This is a genomic window from Polyangium spumosum (assembly GCF_009649845.1).
Classification (GTDB): Bacteria; Myxococcota_A; Polyangia; order Polyangiales; family Polyangiaceae; genus Polyangium; species Polyangium spumosum.
Map to the genome: position 1 here is coordinate 1 of NZ_WJIE01000006.1, position 14,862 is coordinate 14,862.

Sequence of the window (14,862 nt, forward strand, 5' to 3'; positions counted from 1 at the left end):
CGCGCCGCCTGCGCCGCCCGCGCCGCCCGCGCCGCCCGCGCCGCCGCTGCCGCCCGCGCCGCCGCTGCCGGTGTTTTCGTTCGTCCCCCCGCATCCGACGAGAGCCACGAGCGGCGCGGCGCACAGGGCCGAGCCAATGCCGCGCAGAACGGACCTCCGCGTCAAGGGTTCCCGGGAGCGGTCCTTCTTCGAGTGCTTGGACATGGGTGTTCCTCCTGCCCTCGTTGGTAGATCCGAAATCTTACGAATTCCTTACGTCGCGGGACACGCCCTCCGTCCTCGGCTACGCTGAGAGGATGAGCAAGAGGTTGCTCGTCATCGAGGATGATCAAGAGCTCGGCGCGCAGATCGTCAAGCGCCTCCGCGACGCCGGCTACGAGCCGACCTGGTGGAAGGAAGGGCGGCGTTTGTCCCGAGAGACCTTGCCCGACGTCGACCTCGTCATCCTGGATTTGATGCTGCCCGGCACGTACGGAATGGATGTCCTCAAGGACCTGCGTGGCCTCTCCGAGGTGCCGGTGCTCGTGCTCAGCGCGCGCAACGATACGGCGGACAAGGTCCGCGCGCTCCGGCTCGGCGCCGACGACTACATGACGAAACCCTTCTGGCCCGAGGAGCTCGTCGAGCGCGTGCGCGCGCGCCTCCGGAGGCCGACGCTCGGGCGCGAGGATGCGGTCGAGGTCGGGTCGCTGCGTATCGATCGCGTGCGGCGCGAGGTGCTCGTGCGCGGCGAGCGCGCCCCGCTCACGCGCCTCGAGTTCGAATTGCTCGCGGCGCTCGCCGAGCGGCCGGGCGAACCCATGACGCGGAGCGCGCTCGCCGAGCGCGTGCTCGACCCCGAGCGCGACGGGACCGAGCGGACGCTCGACGTGCACGTCTCCCGGTTACGCAAGAAGCTCGGGCGCGGGGCGTTCGTCGAGACCGTCTGGGGGATCGGTTATCGGCTCGGCGACGGGCGCGAGCAATGAAGCTGCGCGCGCGACTCGCGGTCGCGACCATTGCAGCGACGTTGCCCCTGACGTTCGCGCTCTTCTGGTACGACGCGGCGGCGAGGCACCACGCCGCGGAGCAGAACCTCACGACGTTCGTCCTCGGACAGATGCCCGCCGCGCGCGAGGCGTGCGAGGCGGCTCCCGCGTCGTTCGGGGGCGAGCTCCACCCAGTTCGGCCCCCGGGCCCGCCGCGCGGCCACGGCCCGCCGCCCGGAAAACCTCCACCTCCGCCAGGACGGCCGCCGCCTCGGCCGCGCGGCGCGAAGCCCGCGGTCGTCTTCGCGTACGATGAAAACCTCCAATCGGAGAACCCGGGCGCGCCCGCCGTCCCCGAATCCCTCGCGCGGGCCCTCCAGGGGCAAGACGTCGCCGTCGCTTCGTACGTGTTTCCGGGGCCGTCGGTCGAGATCCTCGCGCGAATGCCCTGGAGCACGGGCCCGTGCGCGGTCGTGCTGGCGCGCGGGACGACCGATCCGAGCTGGGGCGCCGTCCTGCCCGAATCGAACCTGTGGCTCCTGCCCACGGCCGGCGTCTTCGCGGCGATGCTGCTCGCCATGGGCCCGGTGATCCGGCGTATTCGCAAGCTCACCGAGGCGGTGGAGCGCTCGGCCAAGGCGACGTACGCGGACGCCGTCGAGGTCGAGGGCGACGACGAGATCGGCGTGCTCGCGCGGGCCTTCAATGCCGCCGGCCGCGAGATCCGCGCGCAGCTCGAGGAGAAGGACCGGCGGGAGCAGGCGCTCCGCCATTTCCTGGCAAACACGACGCACGACGTGATGATCCCGCTCACCGTGCTGCAAGGCCACCTCGCGACATTACGCGAGGGCGCGTCCGAGGGAAAACCCGTCGACGTCGGCGCGCTCGTCTCGGCGATGGACGAGGCGCATTACATGGCCTCGCTCGTCCACAACCTCGCGGTCACGGCCCGGCTCGAAGCGGCGGTCGTGCACCTGCAGCCCATCGAGGTGGAGCTCGACGCGCTCGTGAAGCGGGTCGCCCTCCGCCACAAGCCCATTGCGAGACAGCTCGGGGTGTCGATCGAGGCCGCCGTGCCCGCGGAGCCAGTCCATGTCTCGGCCGACGTGACGCTCCTCGAACAGGCGATCAGCAACGTCACCTACAATGCCGTTCGTTACAATCGCCCCGGCGGTCACGTCGCCGTCATTCTGGAGCGCGTCGCGAAGGCGGCTTTCCGTTTGCGGGTGATCGACGACGGCCCCGGCATCCCCGAGGCCGAGCTCGCGCGGCTCGCGGAGCGTGGCTTTCGGGGCAACGAGGCGCGCACGCGCGCGCCGGACGGGCAAGGGCTCGGCCTGCACATCACCCACCGCGCCGCGGAGCTCCACGGCTTCCGCCTGACGCTCCGTCCGTCCGAATACGGCGGCCTCGAGGTCGAGCTCGAAGGGAGCCTGGGCGCTCCGCACGGATAAGATTTTATACAGCCGTCTACGGTTTGTTGGCGAGCTCCTCCGCTGCGCGGCCGGATCCCCGAACATGCGCGCGAAGGCTCGCGTTTTCTGGCCGCGCGAGGCGCTGGCACGCCCGCTGCAATGGCTCCTCCCCGAGCACCCCTCCTCGCGAGGGCGGCTCCCCCGAGCCCCGGGCAGTGAAGGCTGCGGTTTCTTCGATTCCAACGAAACCAACCCGCAGCCAGCGGTCCTCCCGGGCTCCTCGGGCGTTTTTTCGATCCGCGCGGCGCGCTCGCCTCGCGGGGAACCGGTAGGTTCGTCATGGCGTTTTTCAGCTTCATCAAGAAGGAGAAGGCTCGCGCGAACACGGCGGCGCAGACGCCCCCGGCCTCGGGCCACCTGAACTTCATGGGCGGCGTGTCGTACGACCCGTCGTCGCCGATCCTGCGCCTCCGCCTCGCGGCGTCGACGTGTTTCTTCGGCGAGCCCATGTATTACCACCGTGACGAGAAGGACGCGCGTCCCGTCAAGGCCGCCGCGAATCCGTGCCGGCTCTCGAATGAGCAGGTCCATTACCTGCGCAAGACGCTCGACGCGGTCGATCCGCAGGCGTGGCGCAAGATGTCGCCCGCGGAGCTCATCGAGAGCGCGATCGACGAGGCGCTCGATCACGACGCCGAGGCGACGCTCGAGGAGGCGGCGCGGCTCCGGAACGAGGAGCACATCCGCACGACGCCGCAGGTCATCCTCGTGCGCGCGGCGAACCACCACGCCGTGAAGGGCACGGGCCTCGTGCGCAAGTACGCGCCGCGGATCATCAAGCGCGCGGACGAGCCGGCGGTGGGTTTGTCGTACCAGATGTTCCGTTATGGCAAGCCGATCCCGAACGCGCTGAAGAAGGCGTGGCGCGACGCGCTCGCGCGCTTCGACGCGTACGGGCTCGCGAAGTACCGGCTCGAGGGCCACGCGGCGAAGACCGTCGACGTCGTGAACCTCGTGCACCCGAAGAGTGAGGCGGTCCATTCGCTCGTGAAGGGCGAGGCGAAGAACACGGGCCGCACGTGGGAGGCGATCGTGAGCGCGCGCGGCTCGAACCGAACGGCGTGGAAGAAGGCGATGGCGGTCATGGGCCACATGGCGATGCTGCGCAACCTTCGCAACATGCTGGCGGCGGGTATCAAGACCGACGAGATCATCCCGCGCCTCGTCGCGGGCGCGAAGGATGGCAAGCAATTGCCTTTCCGTTACTTCTCGGCCTACAAGGCCGTGGAGGACAAGGCGCCGGGGGCGCTGCTCGACGCGATCGAGAAGTGCCTGGTCGGTTCGCTCGGTGAATTGCCGTATTTCCGCGGCCGCGTGATGGCGCTCGCGGACAACAGCGGCTCGGCGCAGGGGACGACGACGAGCGCGATGGGCACGATGAAGGTCTCGACGATCGGCAACCTGACGGGCGTGCTCGCGGGTATGCGGGCGGACGAGGGCCACCTCGGCGTGTTCGGTGATTCGCTGGAGACGCTCGCGGTCCGCAAGGGCGCGTCGATCTTCGACCAGTTGAAGAAGGCCGAGGAGCTCGCGAAGCGCATCGGTACGTCGACGGAGAATGGTATCTGGATCTTCTTCGACCGGGCGATCCGGATGAAGGAGCACTGGGACACGATCTTCGTGATGAGCGACATGCAGGCGGGCCACGGCGGCCTGTACGGGACGAACAAGACGCAGTACCGCGAATACGGCTGGGGCGCGGGTGGGCAATACATCGACGTGGCGAAGCTCGTGTCGACGTATCGCAAGCGCGTGAACCCGGACGTGAAGGTGTTCCTGGTGCAGATCGCGGGCTACAAGGACACGCTCGTGCCGGAGTTCTACGACCGTACGTACATCCTCGGCGGCTGGGGCGAGGGCCTGCTCCGCTTCGCGGCCGAGATGGAGAAGGCCGCCGAGCAGGCGGCGTGATCGAGGGGGCGGGGCGCGCCGGATGCCCCGCCCCCCGATTGTTTTTGCGTCACTCCTCGCAGCGCGTCTCCTCCATGGAGGCGCATTTGCCGCCGGTGCAGACGAGCGAGGCGCAGGCGAGGGTCAATCCGTCGACGGGGCAAGGTTCGCCCGCGGCCGCGGGGAGCACGCAGGTATACCCGGCGAGGATGTCACAAAGGCCCTCGGCGCAGGCAAACGGGGTGACATTCGCGAGCATGAGCGCTTCGCAGCTCTCGCCGAGCCCGGGCGCCGGCAGGCAGCGTTTCTCCGTGCAATTCTCGTTATCGCAGGTGCAGGCCGTGCCAAGCGGGCAGGAGCCGCTCTCCACGCAGCTCTGTCCCTCTTCGAGGAGAGGGAGCTCCGCGGCGATCGGCTCCTCCCCCGCGCATGTCCCGTCGACACATTCGAGCGGGTGCTGGCAAGCGCCGAACGAACCGCCGCACGCCGCGCCGAGGCCCCCGCGCGCCGCGCAGCGCCCCTCGTCGTCGAAATTGCAGAAGAGGCCGTCCGCGCAATCGAAGGCCATGTTGCAAGGCTCGCCCTCGGCGCGCGCGGGCCGGCAGGCGTAATCGGCTTCGCTCGCGCAGGAGGCCGGATCCTCGCAGAGGCACGCCGCGCCCTCGCCGCACGCGCGTGGGCTCTTGCCGGCGCACGAAGCGCCCGCGTCGAGGTCGGCCACGCAGACGAAATTGTCGCAATGAGCGCCCGCGACACAAGGCTCGTCGCCGAGGTTCGAGAAATCGAGCTGCGTCTCATCACAGGCCTCGCCGACCTGCGCGCGGGCCTCGCAGGTGCCGTTCGAGGCGCAAAATGCGTCGGGGCCGCAGGAGCCCTCGGTGCAACGCTCGGGCGCGCGCGTGCAGGTGCCCGGGCAGGTGTCGCCCTCGAACACGCAGGCGAGGCCCGCCTCGCAATCGGAGACGGCGCCGCCGCGGCAGCTCTCGCCCTCGCCCCGCGTGCCGACGAGGTAATGCTCGCAGGAGGGATCGATGGAGAGCCCCTGCGCGGCGAGCGCCCCGCAGCTCGCGGCCTCGATCGCCGCCTCGCAAGCCTCGACGGCGCCAGCGTCGACCACGACGTCGGGCGAGGCGAGCACATCGACGACCGATTCGCAGCGCTGCGCTTCGAGGCAAGCGTCGACGTCGCCCGGGGTGTTGTTGAGGATCGGATGGCCGCAGGCGACCTGCTTCTCGCAGGCCGCGCGCATGAGGCCGCAGACGAGCGCCACCGGTTCGTTAGGTTTGTCGGGGTCATTGCGCGGGTCCGTGGGCGCCGGATCGGAGCAAGCGGGCAGGAGCGACGCGACGAAAAGGAAAGCAAGAATGGATCGCATGAGTTTTACTCCGCAAGCGGGTTCGTCGGCGCCTCTCGCAAGGGCAATGCCAGCGGTATTTGATGGTGCGGCTTCACAACGGGAGGCTCGGTTGCGCCAGGGCTGCTCGACTTGCGCAGGAGCGGCGCGCCGTCTCGTTCACAGTGCCCGGCCCCGGGCCCGCCGCCCCGGACGCCGTTCGCCGCGATCTGCACGAGGGGCTGTAAGGTCGCCGCGAGGCGCGCCGTTTCCTCGGGCGAAACGCAAGCCCGGAGGAACTTCTGCCATGTTGCGCTCCCGCCCCGTCGTCGCCCTCGTCGCGCTCGTCACCCTCGCCCAGACCCTCGCCGGCTGCAGCGCCGGCGCACCCTCCGCCGGAGGCGCGGCCGAGCCGAGGACCGCGGCGGCCGCGGAGGAGAGCTCCTACCCGCAGCAATACCCGGCGGCCGATACGGCCGCGGCGCCGGCCGAAGCCGAGGCCACGCCGATGGCGCAGCAGCCGTCGCGAGTGACCGCGGCCCCGGGGGCCACCATGATGGCGCCGCCGCCGCCGCCGGTGATGCCCGTGCAATCGACGAAGAAGGCCGAGGCGAAGGTCGCCGTCGCCACGCAGAAGCCGGCGCCGCAGCCCGCGCCGATCGCGGTCGCGCCGCCCGAGCCGAAGGGCACCGAGGATTACAAGGATTACGGCGTGAACCCGGTCGTCGACCCGCAGAAGGACCGTCTCTCGACGTTCGCCATCGACGTGGATACGGCCTCGTATTCGATCGCGCGCCGCAAGATCATGGAGGGCACGCTCCCGCCGTTCGCCTCCGTCCGCGCCGAGGAGTTCCTGAACTACTTCGATTACGGCTACGAGGCGCCGAAGAGCGGCCCGTTCGCGGTCCACTTCGCCGCCGCGCCCTCGCCGTTCACGAAGGGCCATCACCTCGTGCGGGTCGCCGTGCAGGGCAAACGCGTGCCGGAGAGCGCGCGCAAGCCCGTGCACCTCGTCTACCTCGTCGACACGAGCGGCTCGATGCATTCATCCGACAAGATCCCGCTCGCCAAGCAGAGCCTGAAGCTGCTCACGAGTTCGCTGAAGAAGGGCGATACGGTGGCGCTCTGCACGTACGCCGGCAGCGTGCGCGAGGTGCTCGCGCCGACGGGCATCGAGGAGAAGGACAAGATCTTCCGGGCGATCGACGACCTCTCCGCGTCGGGATCGACGGCGATGGCGAGCGGGATCGAGCTCGCGTACAAGCTCGCGGAGCGGACGCTCGTGAAGGGTCACGTCAATCGCGTCATCGTGCTCTCGGACGGCGACGCGAACGTGGGGCCGACCTCGCACGACCAGATCCTCGACATGATCGGCCGCTACAAGGACAAGGGCATCACGCTGAGCACGGTGGGCTTCGGCAGCGGCAATTACAAGGATACGATGATGGAGCGCCTCGCCGACAAGGGCGACGGAAACTACGCGTACATCGACAGCGAGGTGCAGGCGAAGCGCGTGTTCCAGGACCAGCTCTCGGGCATGCTGGAGGTGATCGCGCGGGACGTGAAGATCCAGGTGGAGTTCGATCCGAAGGTGGTGAAGGAGTACCGGCTCATCGGCTACGAGAACCGGGACATCGCGGACAAGGATTTCCGCAATGACAAGGTCGACGCCGGCGAGATCGGCAACGGCCACGCGGTGACGGCGATCTACGACGTGGTCCTCAAGGACACGAAGGCCTCGCCGATCGTGCTTCGCCTCCGCCACAAGCAGCCGCTCTCGGGCGATACGGCGACGGAGAGCGCATTCAAGATGGATCCGTCCTCGATCGTGGCCTCGTTCGACGCGGCCGGCCGTGATTTCCGGTTCGCCGCGACGGTGGCGGCGTTCGCCGAGGTGCTGCGGCAGAGCCCGCACGCGCGGAATTGGTCGATGAAGGACATCGCGCGGCTCGCGGACCAGGCCGCGTCGACGCAATCGGATCAGCAGGAGTTCGTGAGCCTCGTGCACCGCGCCGAGCGGCTCGCGACGGGCAATCGAGGGCCGTCCGTGGCGCGCTGAAAAAGCACTCGGGCCCTCGACGAACGCCTCCGATTCTCCTACCCTGGCGCGGCCTCGATGTCGCGCCTCGCCCTCCCCCTCGCCGCCTCGCTCCTCGCCCTCACGGGTTGTCCCCACGAACCGGCCCCGCAAACGCCCGCGCCCGCGCCGACGCAGCCGATCGCCGCGGCGCCGCCGATCGAGGTCGTCGAAACCCCGCCGGCAGAGACCACGCTCGACCACCCCGACGTTCCGAACGCCGCGGACGTGTGGCTCTCCATGATCCAGGGCGCGAAGCGCACCCTCGACATCGGCCACTTCTACGTCAGCAATGCGCCCGGGGGCAAACTCGAGCCGATCCTCGTGGCCATCGAACAGGCCGCGGCGCGCGGCGTGCGCGTGCGGCTCCTCGTCGACATGAAGTTTTACCTTCGATATCCCGAGTCCGTCGATCGGCTCGCCGCGCGCGGGGTCGCCGTCCGCAAGCTCGATTTGCGAGGGCGCGACGGCGTGCAACACGCGAAATACATGGTGGTCGACGGGTCGGACGCCTACGTCGGCAGCCAGAACATGGATTACCGCGCCCTCGAGCACATCCAGGAGATCGGCGCGCGCGTGCGGGTCCCCGAGATCGCCGGGGCGCTGCTCCGGGTCTTCGAGCTCGATTGGCACGCGGCCGGCGGCGAGCCTTTTGGCGGCGCGACCAAACGATCCCTCGAGATCCCCGCGCGGGTCTCGCTCGGCGGCGAAGAGGTAAAGATCCTGCCTACGGCGAGCCCCAAGGATTTGCTGCCCGAAGGCGTGCCGTGGGAGCTGCCCGAGTTGCTTTCGCGGATCGACGGCGCCAAGCGCACGCTCGACGTCCAGGTCCTCACGTACCGCACGAAGACACGCGGCGGCGCGCCGTGGACCGAGCTCGACGACGCGCTCCGGCGGGCAGCCGAGCGGGGCGTGCGCGTGCGTTTGCTCGTCGCCGATTGGAGCAAACGCCCGGCCTCGCTCGAAGGGCTGCGGGAGCTCGCGCGCGTGGACGGTATTTCAATCCGGTTCATCGTGATCCCGCAGAGCTCGTCCGGCTTCATACCGTTCGCCCGCGTGGCCCACGCGAAATACATGGTCGTCGACGGCAAGAGCGCCTGGATCGGCACGAGCAACTGGGAGGGCGACTATTTCACGGTGAGCCGGAACGTCGGCCTCTTCATCGACGGCAAGGCGATCGCCGAGAAGCTCGCGCGGATCTTCGAGGACGGGTTCGGCGGCGCGTACACCGAGGTGCTCGATCCCGACCGCGCATACGAGCCGCCGCGGCTCGAATGAGATTGACTACCGGGGCGATCCTGTTTCTCATCTTCCCGTGCACGACCTCCGCCGCGTAGCCCCGCTCCTCGTCCTCGTCGCCGCGTGTGATCGCGGCGCGAGCGACATCAAACCCACCGCCCGAAGAAGCTCGTGGCGATCGACACGCACATGGGCGACGCGGGCCACGACCACGCCCACGGGCACGACGACGAGGCGGACCACCACGACCACTCCGAGACCGACCCGAGCTTCGTGCGTGACACGCAAGGCCGGCGCTGGCTCGCGTTCATCGAGGGCCAGGGCGGCACCGAGCTCGTCTCCGAGGAGCTCACCTGCGATATCGTGAAGGAATGAGCGGCGGCTAAGCGCCCGCCTGTTTCTGCTCCAGCTCTTCCCACCGCGCGATCAAGGTCGCGGCCCGGGCCTTGGCCTCCTCGAGGCGCCGCCCGAGCGCCGCGACCTCCGTCCCGCGTGACGAATACAGCGCCGGATCCGCGAGTTCCTTTTCGAGCGCCGCGACCTCGCCCTCCGCCTCCTCGATCCGGCCCATGATCCCTTCGAGCTCGCGTTGCTCCGCCCAGGTGAGCCCCTTCGCCCTGGGCGCGGCCGCCTTCGCCGCGGCGGGTTTGTCCTTATTGACCACCTTCGCCGCGGCCGCCGCGGCCTTCGCCGCCTCGTCCTTCGCCGCCTCCGCGGCCGCCTTCTGCAGGAGGTAATCCTGGTGCCCGCCGGCGTAACGCACGACGCGGCCGTCGCCCTCGAACACGAGCAGCGACGTGGCCACCCGATCGAGGAACCACCGGTCGTGCGTCACGACGAGCGCGCTGCCGCCGTATTCGGTGAGCATCTCCTCGAGCGCCGAGAGCGTGGGCAGGTCGAGGTCGTTCGTGGGCTCGTCCAGGATGAGCAGGCTATGGCTCTGCGAGAGCATCTTGGCCAGGACGACGCGGGCCCGCTCCCCGCCGGACAGGGATTTCACGGGCTGCCTCTGCGCGTGTCCGTCGAAGAGGAACCTCTCGAGGAACGAGCGGACCTCGATCGGCTGGCCGCCGAGCTCGATCTTGTTCCCCGCGGCCGCCACGTTGTCGTAAATGGATTTCTCCTCGTCGAGCCCGCTCCGGTGCTGGTCGAAATACCCCACGCGGGTGTTTTTCCCGATCACCACCTCGCCGCGCGCCGGCGCGACGTCGCCCAGGATCGCCCGCAAGAGCGTGGTTTTTCCGGTCCCGTTTCGCCCCACGACCCCCACGCGTTCGCCCGCGGCGAGCACGAAATCGAGGTCCTTCACCAGCGTGCGGCCCCCCATCTCCAGGGAGAGCTTTCGCAATTCGAGGACGGTTTTTCCAGTAAAACTCGACTCCGCCAGGAGCTTCGCCGTCTGCTCCGCGCGGGCAGGGGCGGCCGCCTTCGCCGCCTCGGCCCGCTGGATCCGGGCCTTCTGCTTGCCCGTGCGCGCCTTCGGCTGGCGCCTCAGCCATTCGAGCTCGGTCCGGAGCAGGTTCTGCCGGTTCTGCTCGGTTCGCGCCTCGATCGCGAGCCGCTCGGCCTTCGCCTCGAGGTAGTCCTCGTAGCCGCCCTCGTACGAATACACCTTGCCGCGGTGGAGCTCGATCGTCCGGTCGACCACGCGGTCGAGCAAATACCGATCGTGCGTCACGATGAGCAGCGCGCCCTTGAACTCCTCGACGAGCCAGCGCTCGAGCCAGTCGATCGTCTCGGTGTCGAGGTGGTTCGATGGCTCGTCGAGCACGAGCAGCGCGGGCGGCGCGATGAGCAGGCAAGCGAGCGCGACGCGCCGTTTGTCCCCGCCCGAGAGCTCGGCCGTGGGCGCGTCGGGGCGCGTGACGCCCACGTGATCGAGGATCTCGTCGACCTTGTGGAGCTGATCCCAGCCGCCGAGCCGCTCGATCTGCGCGCCGAGCTCGGCTTGCTCGGCGAGCAGGGCGTCTTGATCACCCTCGCCCTGGCCGAGCCGCGCCGAGATCGCCTCGTATCGCGCCTTCGCCGCGGCCCAGGGCCCGAGCCCGTCGACCACCAGCGCGCGGCCCGTTTTCGCCGGATCGAGCGCCGGCTCCTGCGAGAGATACGCGACGTCGGCGCCGCGCCGCTGCGCGACCGTGCCCGCGTCGGGCTTGTCGAGCCCCGCGAGGATACGGGCGAGCGTGCTCTTGCCGCTGCCATTGGCTCCGACGAGCCCCACGCGTTCTCCGCTGTGGATGGAAAGCGAGACCGCATCGAGGATGCGCCTCTCACCAAACGACTTCGTTAACTCCTGCGCGACGAGGACGGGCACGGCGGCGAGCGTAGCACCGCGGCGAACCTCGGGTACGACGGGAACGACCGAAGTTCCGTCACGCAGCCCCGAACGCCGCGTTGACGGCGCGCGGGACCATCGGCTAGAGTCGGGAAAATTCTCATGTCCCAGCGCGTCATCGCCGGCAAATACGAGATCGTGCGGCAGATCGGACGTGGGGCCATGGGCTACATCTGGGAGGCGCTCGATCAACATCTGCGCAGGCGGGTGGCGCTCAAGCTCATGTCCCCCGACCACGTCGCCTCGGCCACGGCGCGCACCCGGTTCGACCGGGAGGCGAAGGCCATTGCGCAGCTCAAGAATCCGCACGTCGTGCAGATCTACGATTACGGCATTGACGAGGGTTCGCCGTACATCGTGATGGAGCTCCTGGAGGGCGAGGACTTCGAGAGCCGGCTCGAGCGGATCGAGCGTATGCCGCTGCCCGCCCTCGTGCCGATCGTGATGCAGGCGGCGATGGGCCTCTCTTCCGCGCACGCGAAGGGCATCGTCCACCGCGATTTCAAGCCGGCGAACGTGTTCTTGGCCCGCGGCGAGGCCGACGAGTCCGTGAAGATCCTCGATTTCGGCGTCGTATCGATGCTGACGAGCGAGGAGGATCTGACCGAAGACGAGCTCCAGCTCACGTCCTCGGGCAGCATCGTGGGGACGCCGCTCTACATGAGCCCCGAGCAGATCCGCTGCGGCGTCGTCGATCTGCGCAGTGATCTGTGGTCGCTCGGGGTCCTCGCCTATCGGGCGCTCACGGGGCAGCATCCATTCCCCGGGCAATGGCTGGGGATGCTCATGGTGCGTATTTGCACCGACCCATTCCCGCCTCCGTCGAGCATTCTGAAGGATCTGTCCCCCGAGGTGGACCGCTTCTTCGAGCGCGCCCTGGCCAAGGACCCGGACAAACGTTTCCGCTCGGCGAGGGAATTCGCGGGCACATTCGCGGCGCTCGCCGAACGAAAAGAGGTGGGGCCCGCGAAGATCCTCGTCGTCGACGACGAGCCCGACGTCCCGCACCTCATCAAGCAACGCTTTCGCCAGCACATCAAAAAATCGGTCTACGATTTCGTCTTCGCGACGAACGGCGAGAGCGCGCTCGCGGAGCTGCGCAAGCACGAGGACATCGACGTCGTCCTCACCGACATCAACATGCCGGGCATGGACGGGCTCACGTTCCTCTCGCGCGTGGGCGACGTGAACCCGCTCGTCCGGACGATCATCGTCTCGGCCTACGGCGACATGACCAACATCCGCACCGCGATGAACTGCGGCGCATTCGATTTCCTGGTCAAACCGATCGATTTCAAGGACCTCGAGGTCACGATCGAAAAGACGCTCAAGCACGTGACGGAGCTCCGATCGAACGCCCGCTCGACCGAGGAGAACAGCGTGCTGCGCATGTTCGTGAGCCCGAGCCTCGTCGATCGGCTGCGCTCGTCGTCGCCGTTCGGCACGATCGACACCTGGCAAGGCACGGTCGTGTTCATCGACGTCGCGGGCTTCCACGCGCGCTCGAAGGCGCAACCGCCCACCGACCGCGTGCGCACGCTGAACGCGAATTTCGAGGTGATCGTGCCTGCCGTCACGAACCGCGGCGGCGTGGTCGACAAGTTCCTCGGCGACGCGGTGATGGCGACGTTCCGCGGCGACAACCACGTGACGCGCGCGCTCGAAGCGAGCCTCGACGCGCGCATGCAGCTCCGCACGCTCGCCCTGCGCGCCGGGCAAGATTCACCGTTCGCCCTCGGCGTCTCGATCGGCGTGGCGACGGGGGAGATGCTCTCCGGCGAGATCGGTTCGAAAGCGTTTGGCCGCCTCGATTACACGATCCTCGGCGAGGTCCCGCGCGCGGCGGCGATCCTCCAGGCCTCGGCCGCGAAGAACCAGATCCTGCTCAACCGCGGCGCATTCGACGTCGCCAGGGATTGGTTCGATTGCGTGCCCGTGCACGTGAATACGAGCTCGCCCATGGCAGCCTTCGAGCTCGTGCGTCGCGCCGACGGCGGGGGGAGAGCCGGCCCGAATTCGATGGCCGAGACGATCAACCTGACGGGCGGTCCGCTCGGCGGGAATGGGTCGACGGAGAGCGGAAACGGGGGGCCGCTGCTCTGACCTCGCCCCTCTCCACGGCGTGGAGAGGGGAGAGGGTCGGCTGGTTCAGGGGTGCTCGCTGCGCGCCGCCTCGCGCTCCTGGCGCAGCTTGCGGCTCTTGAGCTCGGGCGACTCGGCGACGGCCATGCCGATGAGGCGGAACGCCTCGAGGAAGTGCTTGAGGCCGATCCGGATGAGCTCGGGGCTCACCTCGCCGACGTCGGGGTAGCCGCGGCCCTCGGCGTCGGGCTGCACCTTGCCCCAGTTCGCGAAGAGCCGACCCCACTCGCTCGCGAGCACGCGCTGCACGTTCTTCTGCGCGTACATCGGGTACCAGAACGCGTCGTGGTACGCGACCGAAGCGACGTAGGCCCACGGCGCGAGCCACGTCTTCAGCGACCACTCGACCGGCTTCTTCAGCGGGCCCCAGTAGATCCGGTGCTGGTTGCGCGAGGCGAAGGTCATCTCCTTGAACGGACCCTGGAAGTCCCACTTGTCGTTCAAGGCATCGACGTCGCCGACGATCTCGATGTCGCGCACGTCGCCGCAGCCGAGGCCGAGGTCGTGCGCGAGGCGGACGAACTTCAGATCCTTCAGCGGGTCGAAGCCCATGAGCTTGCCCGCGACCGCGTCGATCGCGACCTGATCGGCCGACGCGAGGATCACGTTCTTCACGTGCGGGATCATGCAGCGCGGCCCAGGGCCGTCGCCGGCGAAGGTCCCGTCCATCACGGCGAAGACGCCGCGGTGGATCTTCTTCTGGATCATCAGGAGATCGACGAGCGTCTCGTGGATGACCGGGTGCGTCCAGTGGCGGTGCTCGTTCAAGAGGCCGCCGAACGCGTTCTTCATCGCGCCCGTCGTCGTCGTGAAGATGTGCGTCTTCACCGTGGGCAGGTGGATGATGTTCTCCCCGATGAAGCGCTTCGGGATGCTGAAGCCCTTCGGGTAGACCTCGTTCAAGCAGAGGAATTTTTTGGCAAGGTCACCGACGGCGTCGCGCACGTCGATCCACTCCTCGCCCTCGTAGAGGTGGACGTTGCGCAGGCCGTGGGCCTCGACGACGTCGATCTGCTTGTTCTCGCGCTCGCCGAGGTGCGCGTCGATGACGACGGTGCGGTTGTGGCAGGCGTGGATGAGGTCCTTCGCGTAACCGTCGCGCTTCATCGCGCGGATGACGCCCTCGAGCTGCCAGGGCACCGTGGACGAGCCCGGAAAGAAGAAATGCCAGGAGATGTTGACCTTGAGGGCCGTGTCCGCGTCCTTGGCGACGACGTCCTGGTAGCCCGCCAGGTTCATCAAGCGGTGGTAGTCCTCGAGGACGGTCGCGGGGGACGTCCGGAGGATCGCGACTTTCGACTTGCTCATCTAGACCTCGGCGCTTTCGGCCGTGCATATAGCATGGGGGACCCTCCTGGCCGCCCACGCCGCCCAAGCTGTTGCAGATCTCCTCCTCTGTGGGT

General features: G+C 68.6%; 10 protein-coding genes and 1 pseudogene. 7 read left to right on the forward strand and 4 right to left on the reverse strand.

The genetic code is table 11. The features are described from left to right. Nucleotides 1–204, reverse strand: a pseudogene (locus GF068_RS20935) (dioxygenase family protein); the annotation flags it as partial. A gap of 92 nt (nucleotides 205–296) precedes the next feature. Between GF068_RS20935 and GF068_RS20940 the strand changes: the two are divergent. The 3 genes from GF068_RS20940 to GF068_RS20950 all read left to right on the forward strand — a co-directional run bounded on the left by GF068_RS20940 (nucleotide 297) and on the right by GF068_RS20950 (nucleotide 4,354). Further along, nucleotides 297–968, forward strand: a complete 672-nt coding sequence (locus tag GF068_RS20940; protein WP_153821226.1) for a response regulator transcription factor — start codon at nucleotides 297–299, stop codon at nucleotides 966–968. Next, nucleotides 965–2,422 (forward strand): sensor histidine kinase, encoded by a 1,458-nt coding sequence (locus tag GF068_RS20945; RefSeq protein ID WP_153821227.1) that lies wholly within the window; start codon nucleotides 965–967, stop codon nucleotides 2,420–2,422. Before GF068_RS20940 ends, GF068_RS20945 begins: the two co-directional genes overlap by 4 nt. A gap of 300 nt (nucleotides 2,423–2,722) precedes the next feature. Then, nucleotides 2,723–4,354 (forward strand): TROVE domain-containing protein, encoded by a 1,632-nt coding sequence (locus GF068_RS20950; protein ID WP_153821228.1) that lies wholly within the window; start codon nucleotides 2,723–2,725, stop codon nucleotides 4,352–4,354. Nucleotides 4,355–4,403: 49 nt separating this feature from the next. On the opposite strand, the gene GF068_RS20955 is transcribed toward GF068_RS20950, so the two are convergent. Continuing rightward, complete coding sequence (locus GF068_RS20955; RefSeq protein ID WP_153821229.1) at nucleotides 4,404–5,708, reverse strand: hypothetical protein; 1,305 nt, start codon at nucleotides 5,706–5,708, stop codon at nucleotides 4,404–4,406. 265 nt (nucleotides 5,709–5,973) lie between these two features. Between GF068_RS20955 and GF068_RS20960 the strand changes: the two genes are divergently transcribed. The 3 genes from GF068_RS20960 to GF068_RS20970 all read left to right on the forward strand — a co-directional run bounded on the left by GF068_RS20960 (nucleotide 5,974) and on the right by GF068_RS20970 (nucleotide 9,357). Beyond that, entirely contained in the window at nucleotides 5,974–7,725 is a 1,752-nt protein-coding gene (locus GF068_RS20960) for a vWA domain-containing protein (RefSeq protein WP_153821230.1), read from the forward strand. A gap of 57 nt (nucleotides 7,726–7,782) precedes the next feature. Further along, entirely contained in the window at nucleotides 7,783–9,021 is a 1,239-nt protein-coding gene (locus GF068_RS20965) for a phospholipase D-like domain-containing protein (RefSeq protein WP_153821231.1), read from the forward strand. Nucleotides 9,022–9,153: 132 nt separating this feature from the next. Further along, a complete protein-coding gene (locus GF068_RS20970; RefSeq protein WP_153821232.1) occupies nucleotides 9,154–9,357 on the forward strand; it encodes a hypothetical protein in 204 nt (67 codons plus the stop codon). 7 nt (nucleotides 9,358–9,364) lie between these two features. Here GF068_RS20970 and GF068_RS20975 read toward each other — a convergent pair whose 3' ends face one another. Continuing rightward, a complete protein-coding gene (locus tag GF068_RS20975) occupies nucleotides 9,365–11,296 on the reverse strand; it encodes an ABC-F family ATP-binding cassette domain-containing protein (RefSeq protein WP_338046490.1) in 1,932 nt (643 codons plus the stop codon). Nucleotides 11,297–11,419: 123 nt separating this feature from the next. On the opposite strand from GF068_RS20975, the gene GF068_RS20980 reads away from it, so the two are divergent. Further along, the gene (locus tag GF068_RS20980; RefSeq protein ID WP_153821234.1) at nucleotides 11,420–13,420 is read left to right on the forward strand and encodes a protein kinase domain-containing protein; all 2,001 of its coding nucleotides are present in this window, start codon (nucleotides 11,420–11,422) and stop codon (nucleotides 13,418–13,420) included. A gap of 45 nt (nucleotides 13,421–13,465) precedes the next feature. On the opposite strand, the gene GF068_RS20985 is transcribed toward GF068_RS20980, so the two are convergent. Next, a complete protein-coding gene (locus GF068_RS20985; protein ID WP_153821235.1) occupies nucleotides 13,466–14,767 on the reverse strand; it encodes a DUF362 domain-containing protein in 1,302 nt (433 codons plus the stop codon). Nucleotides 14,768–14,862: the final 95 nt, after the last annotated feature.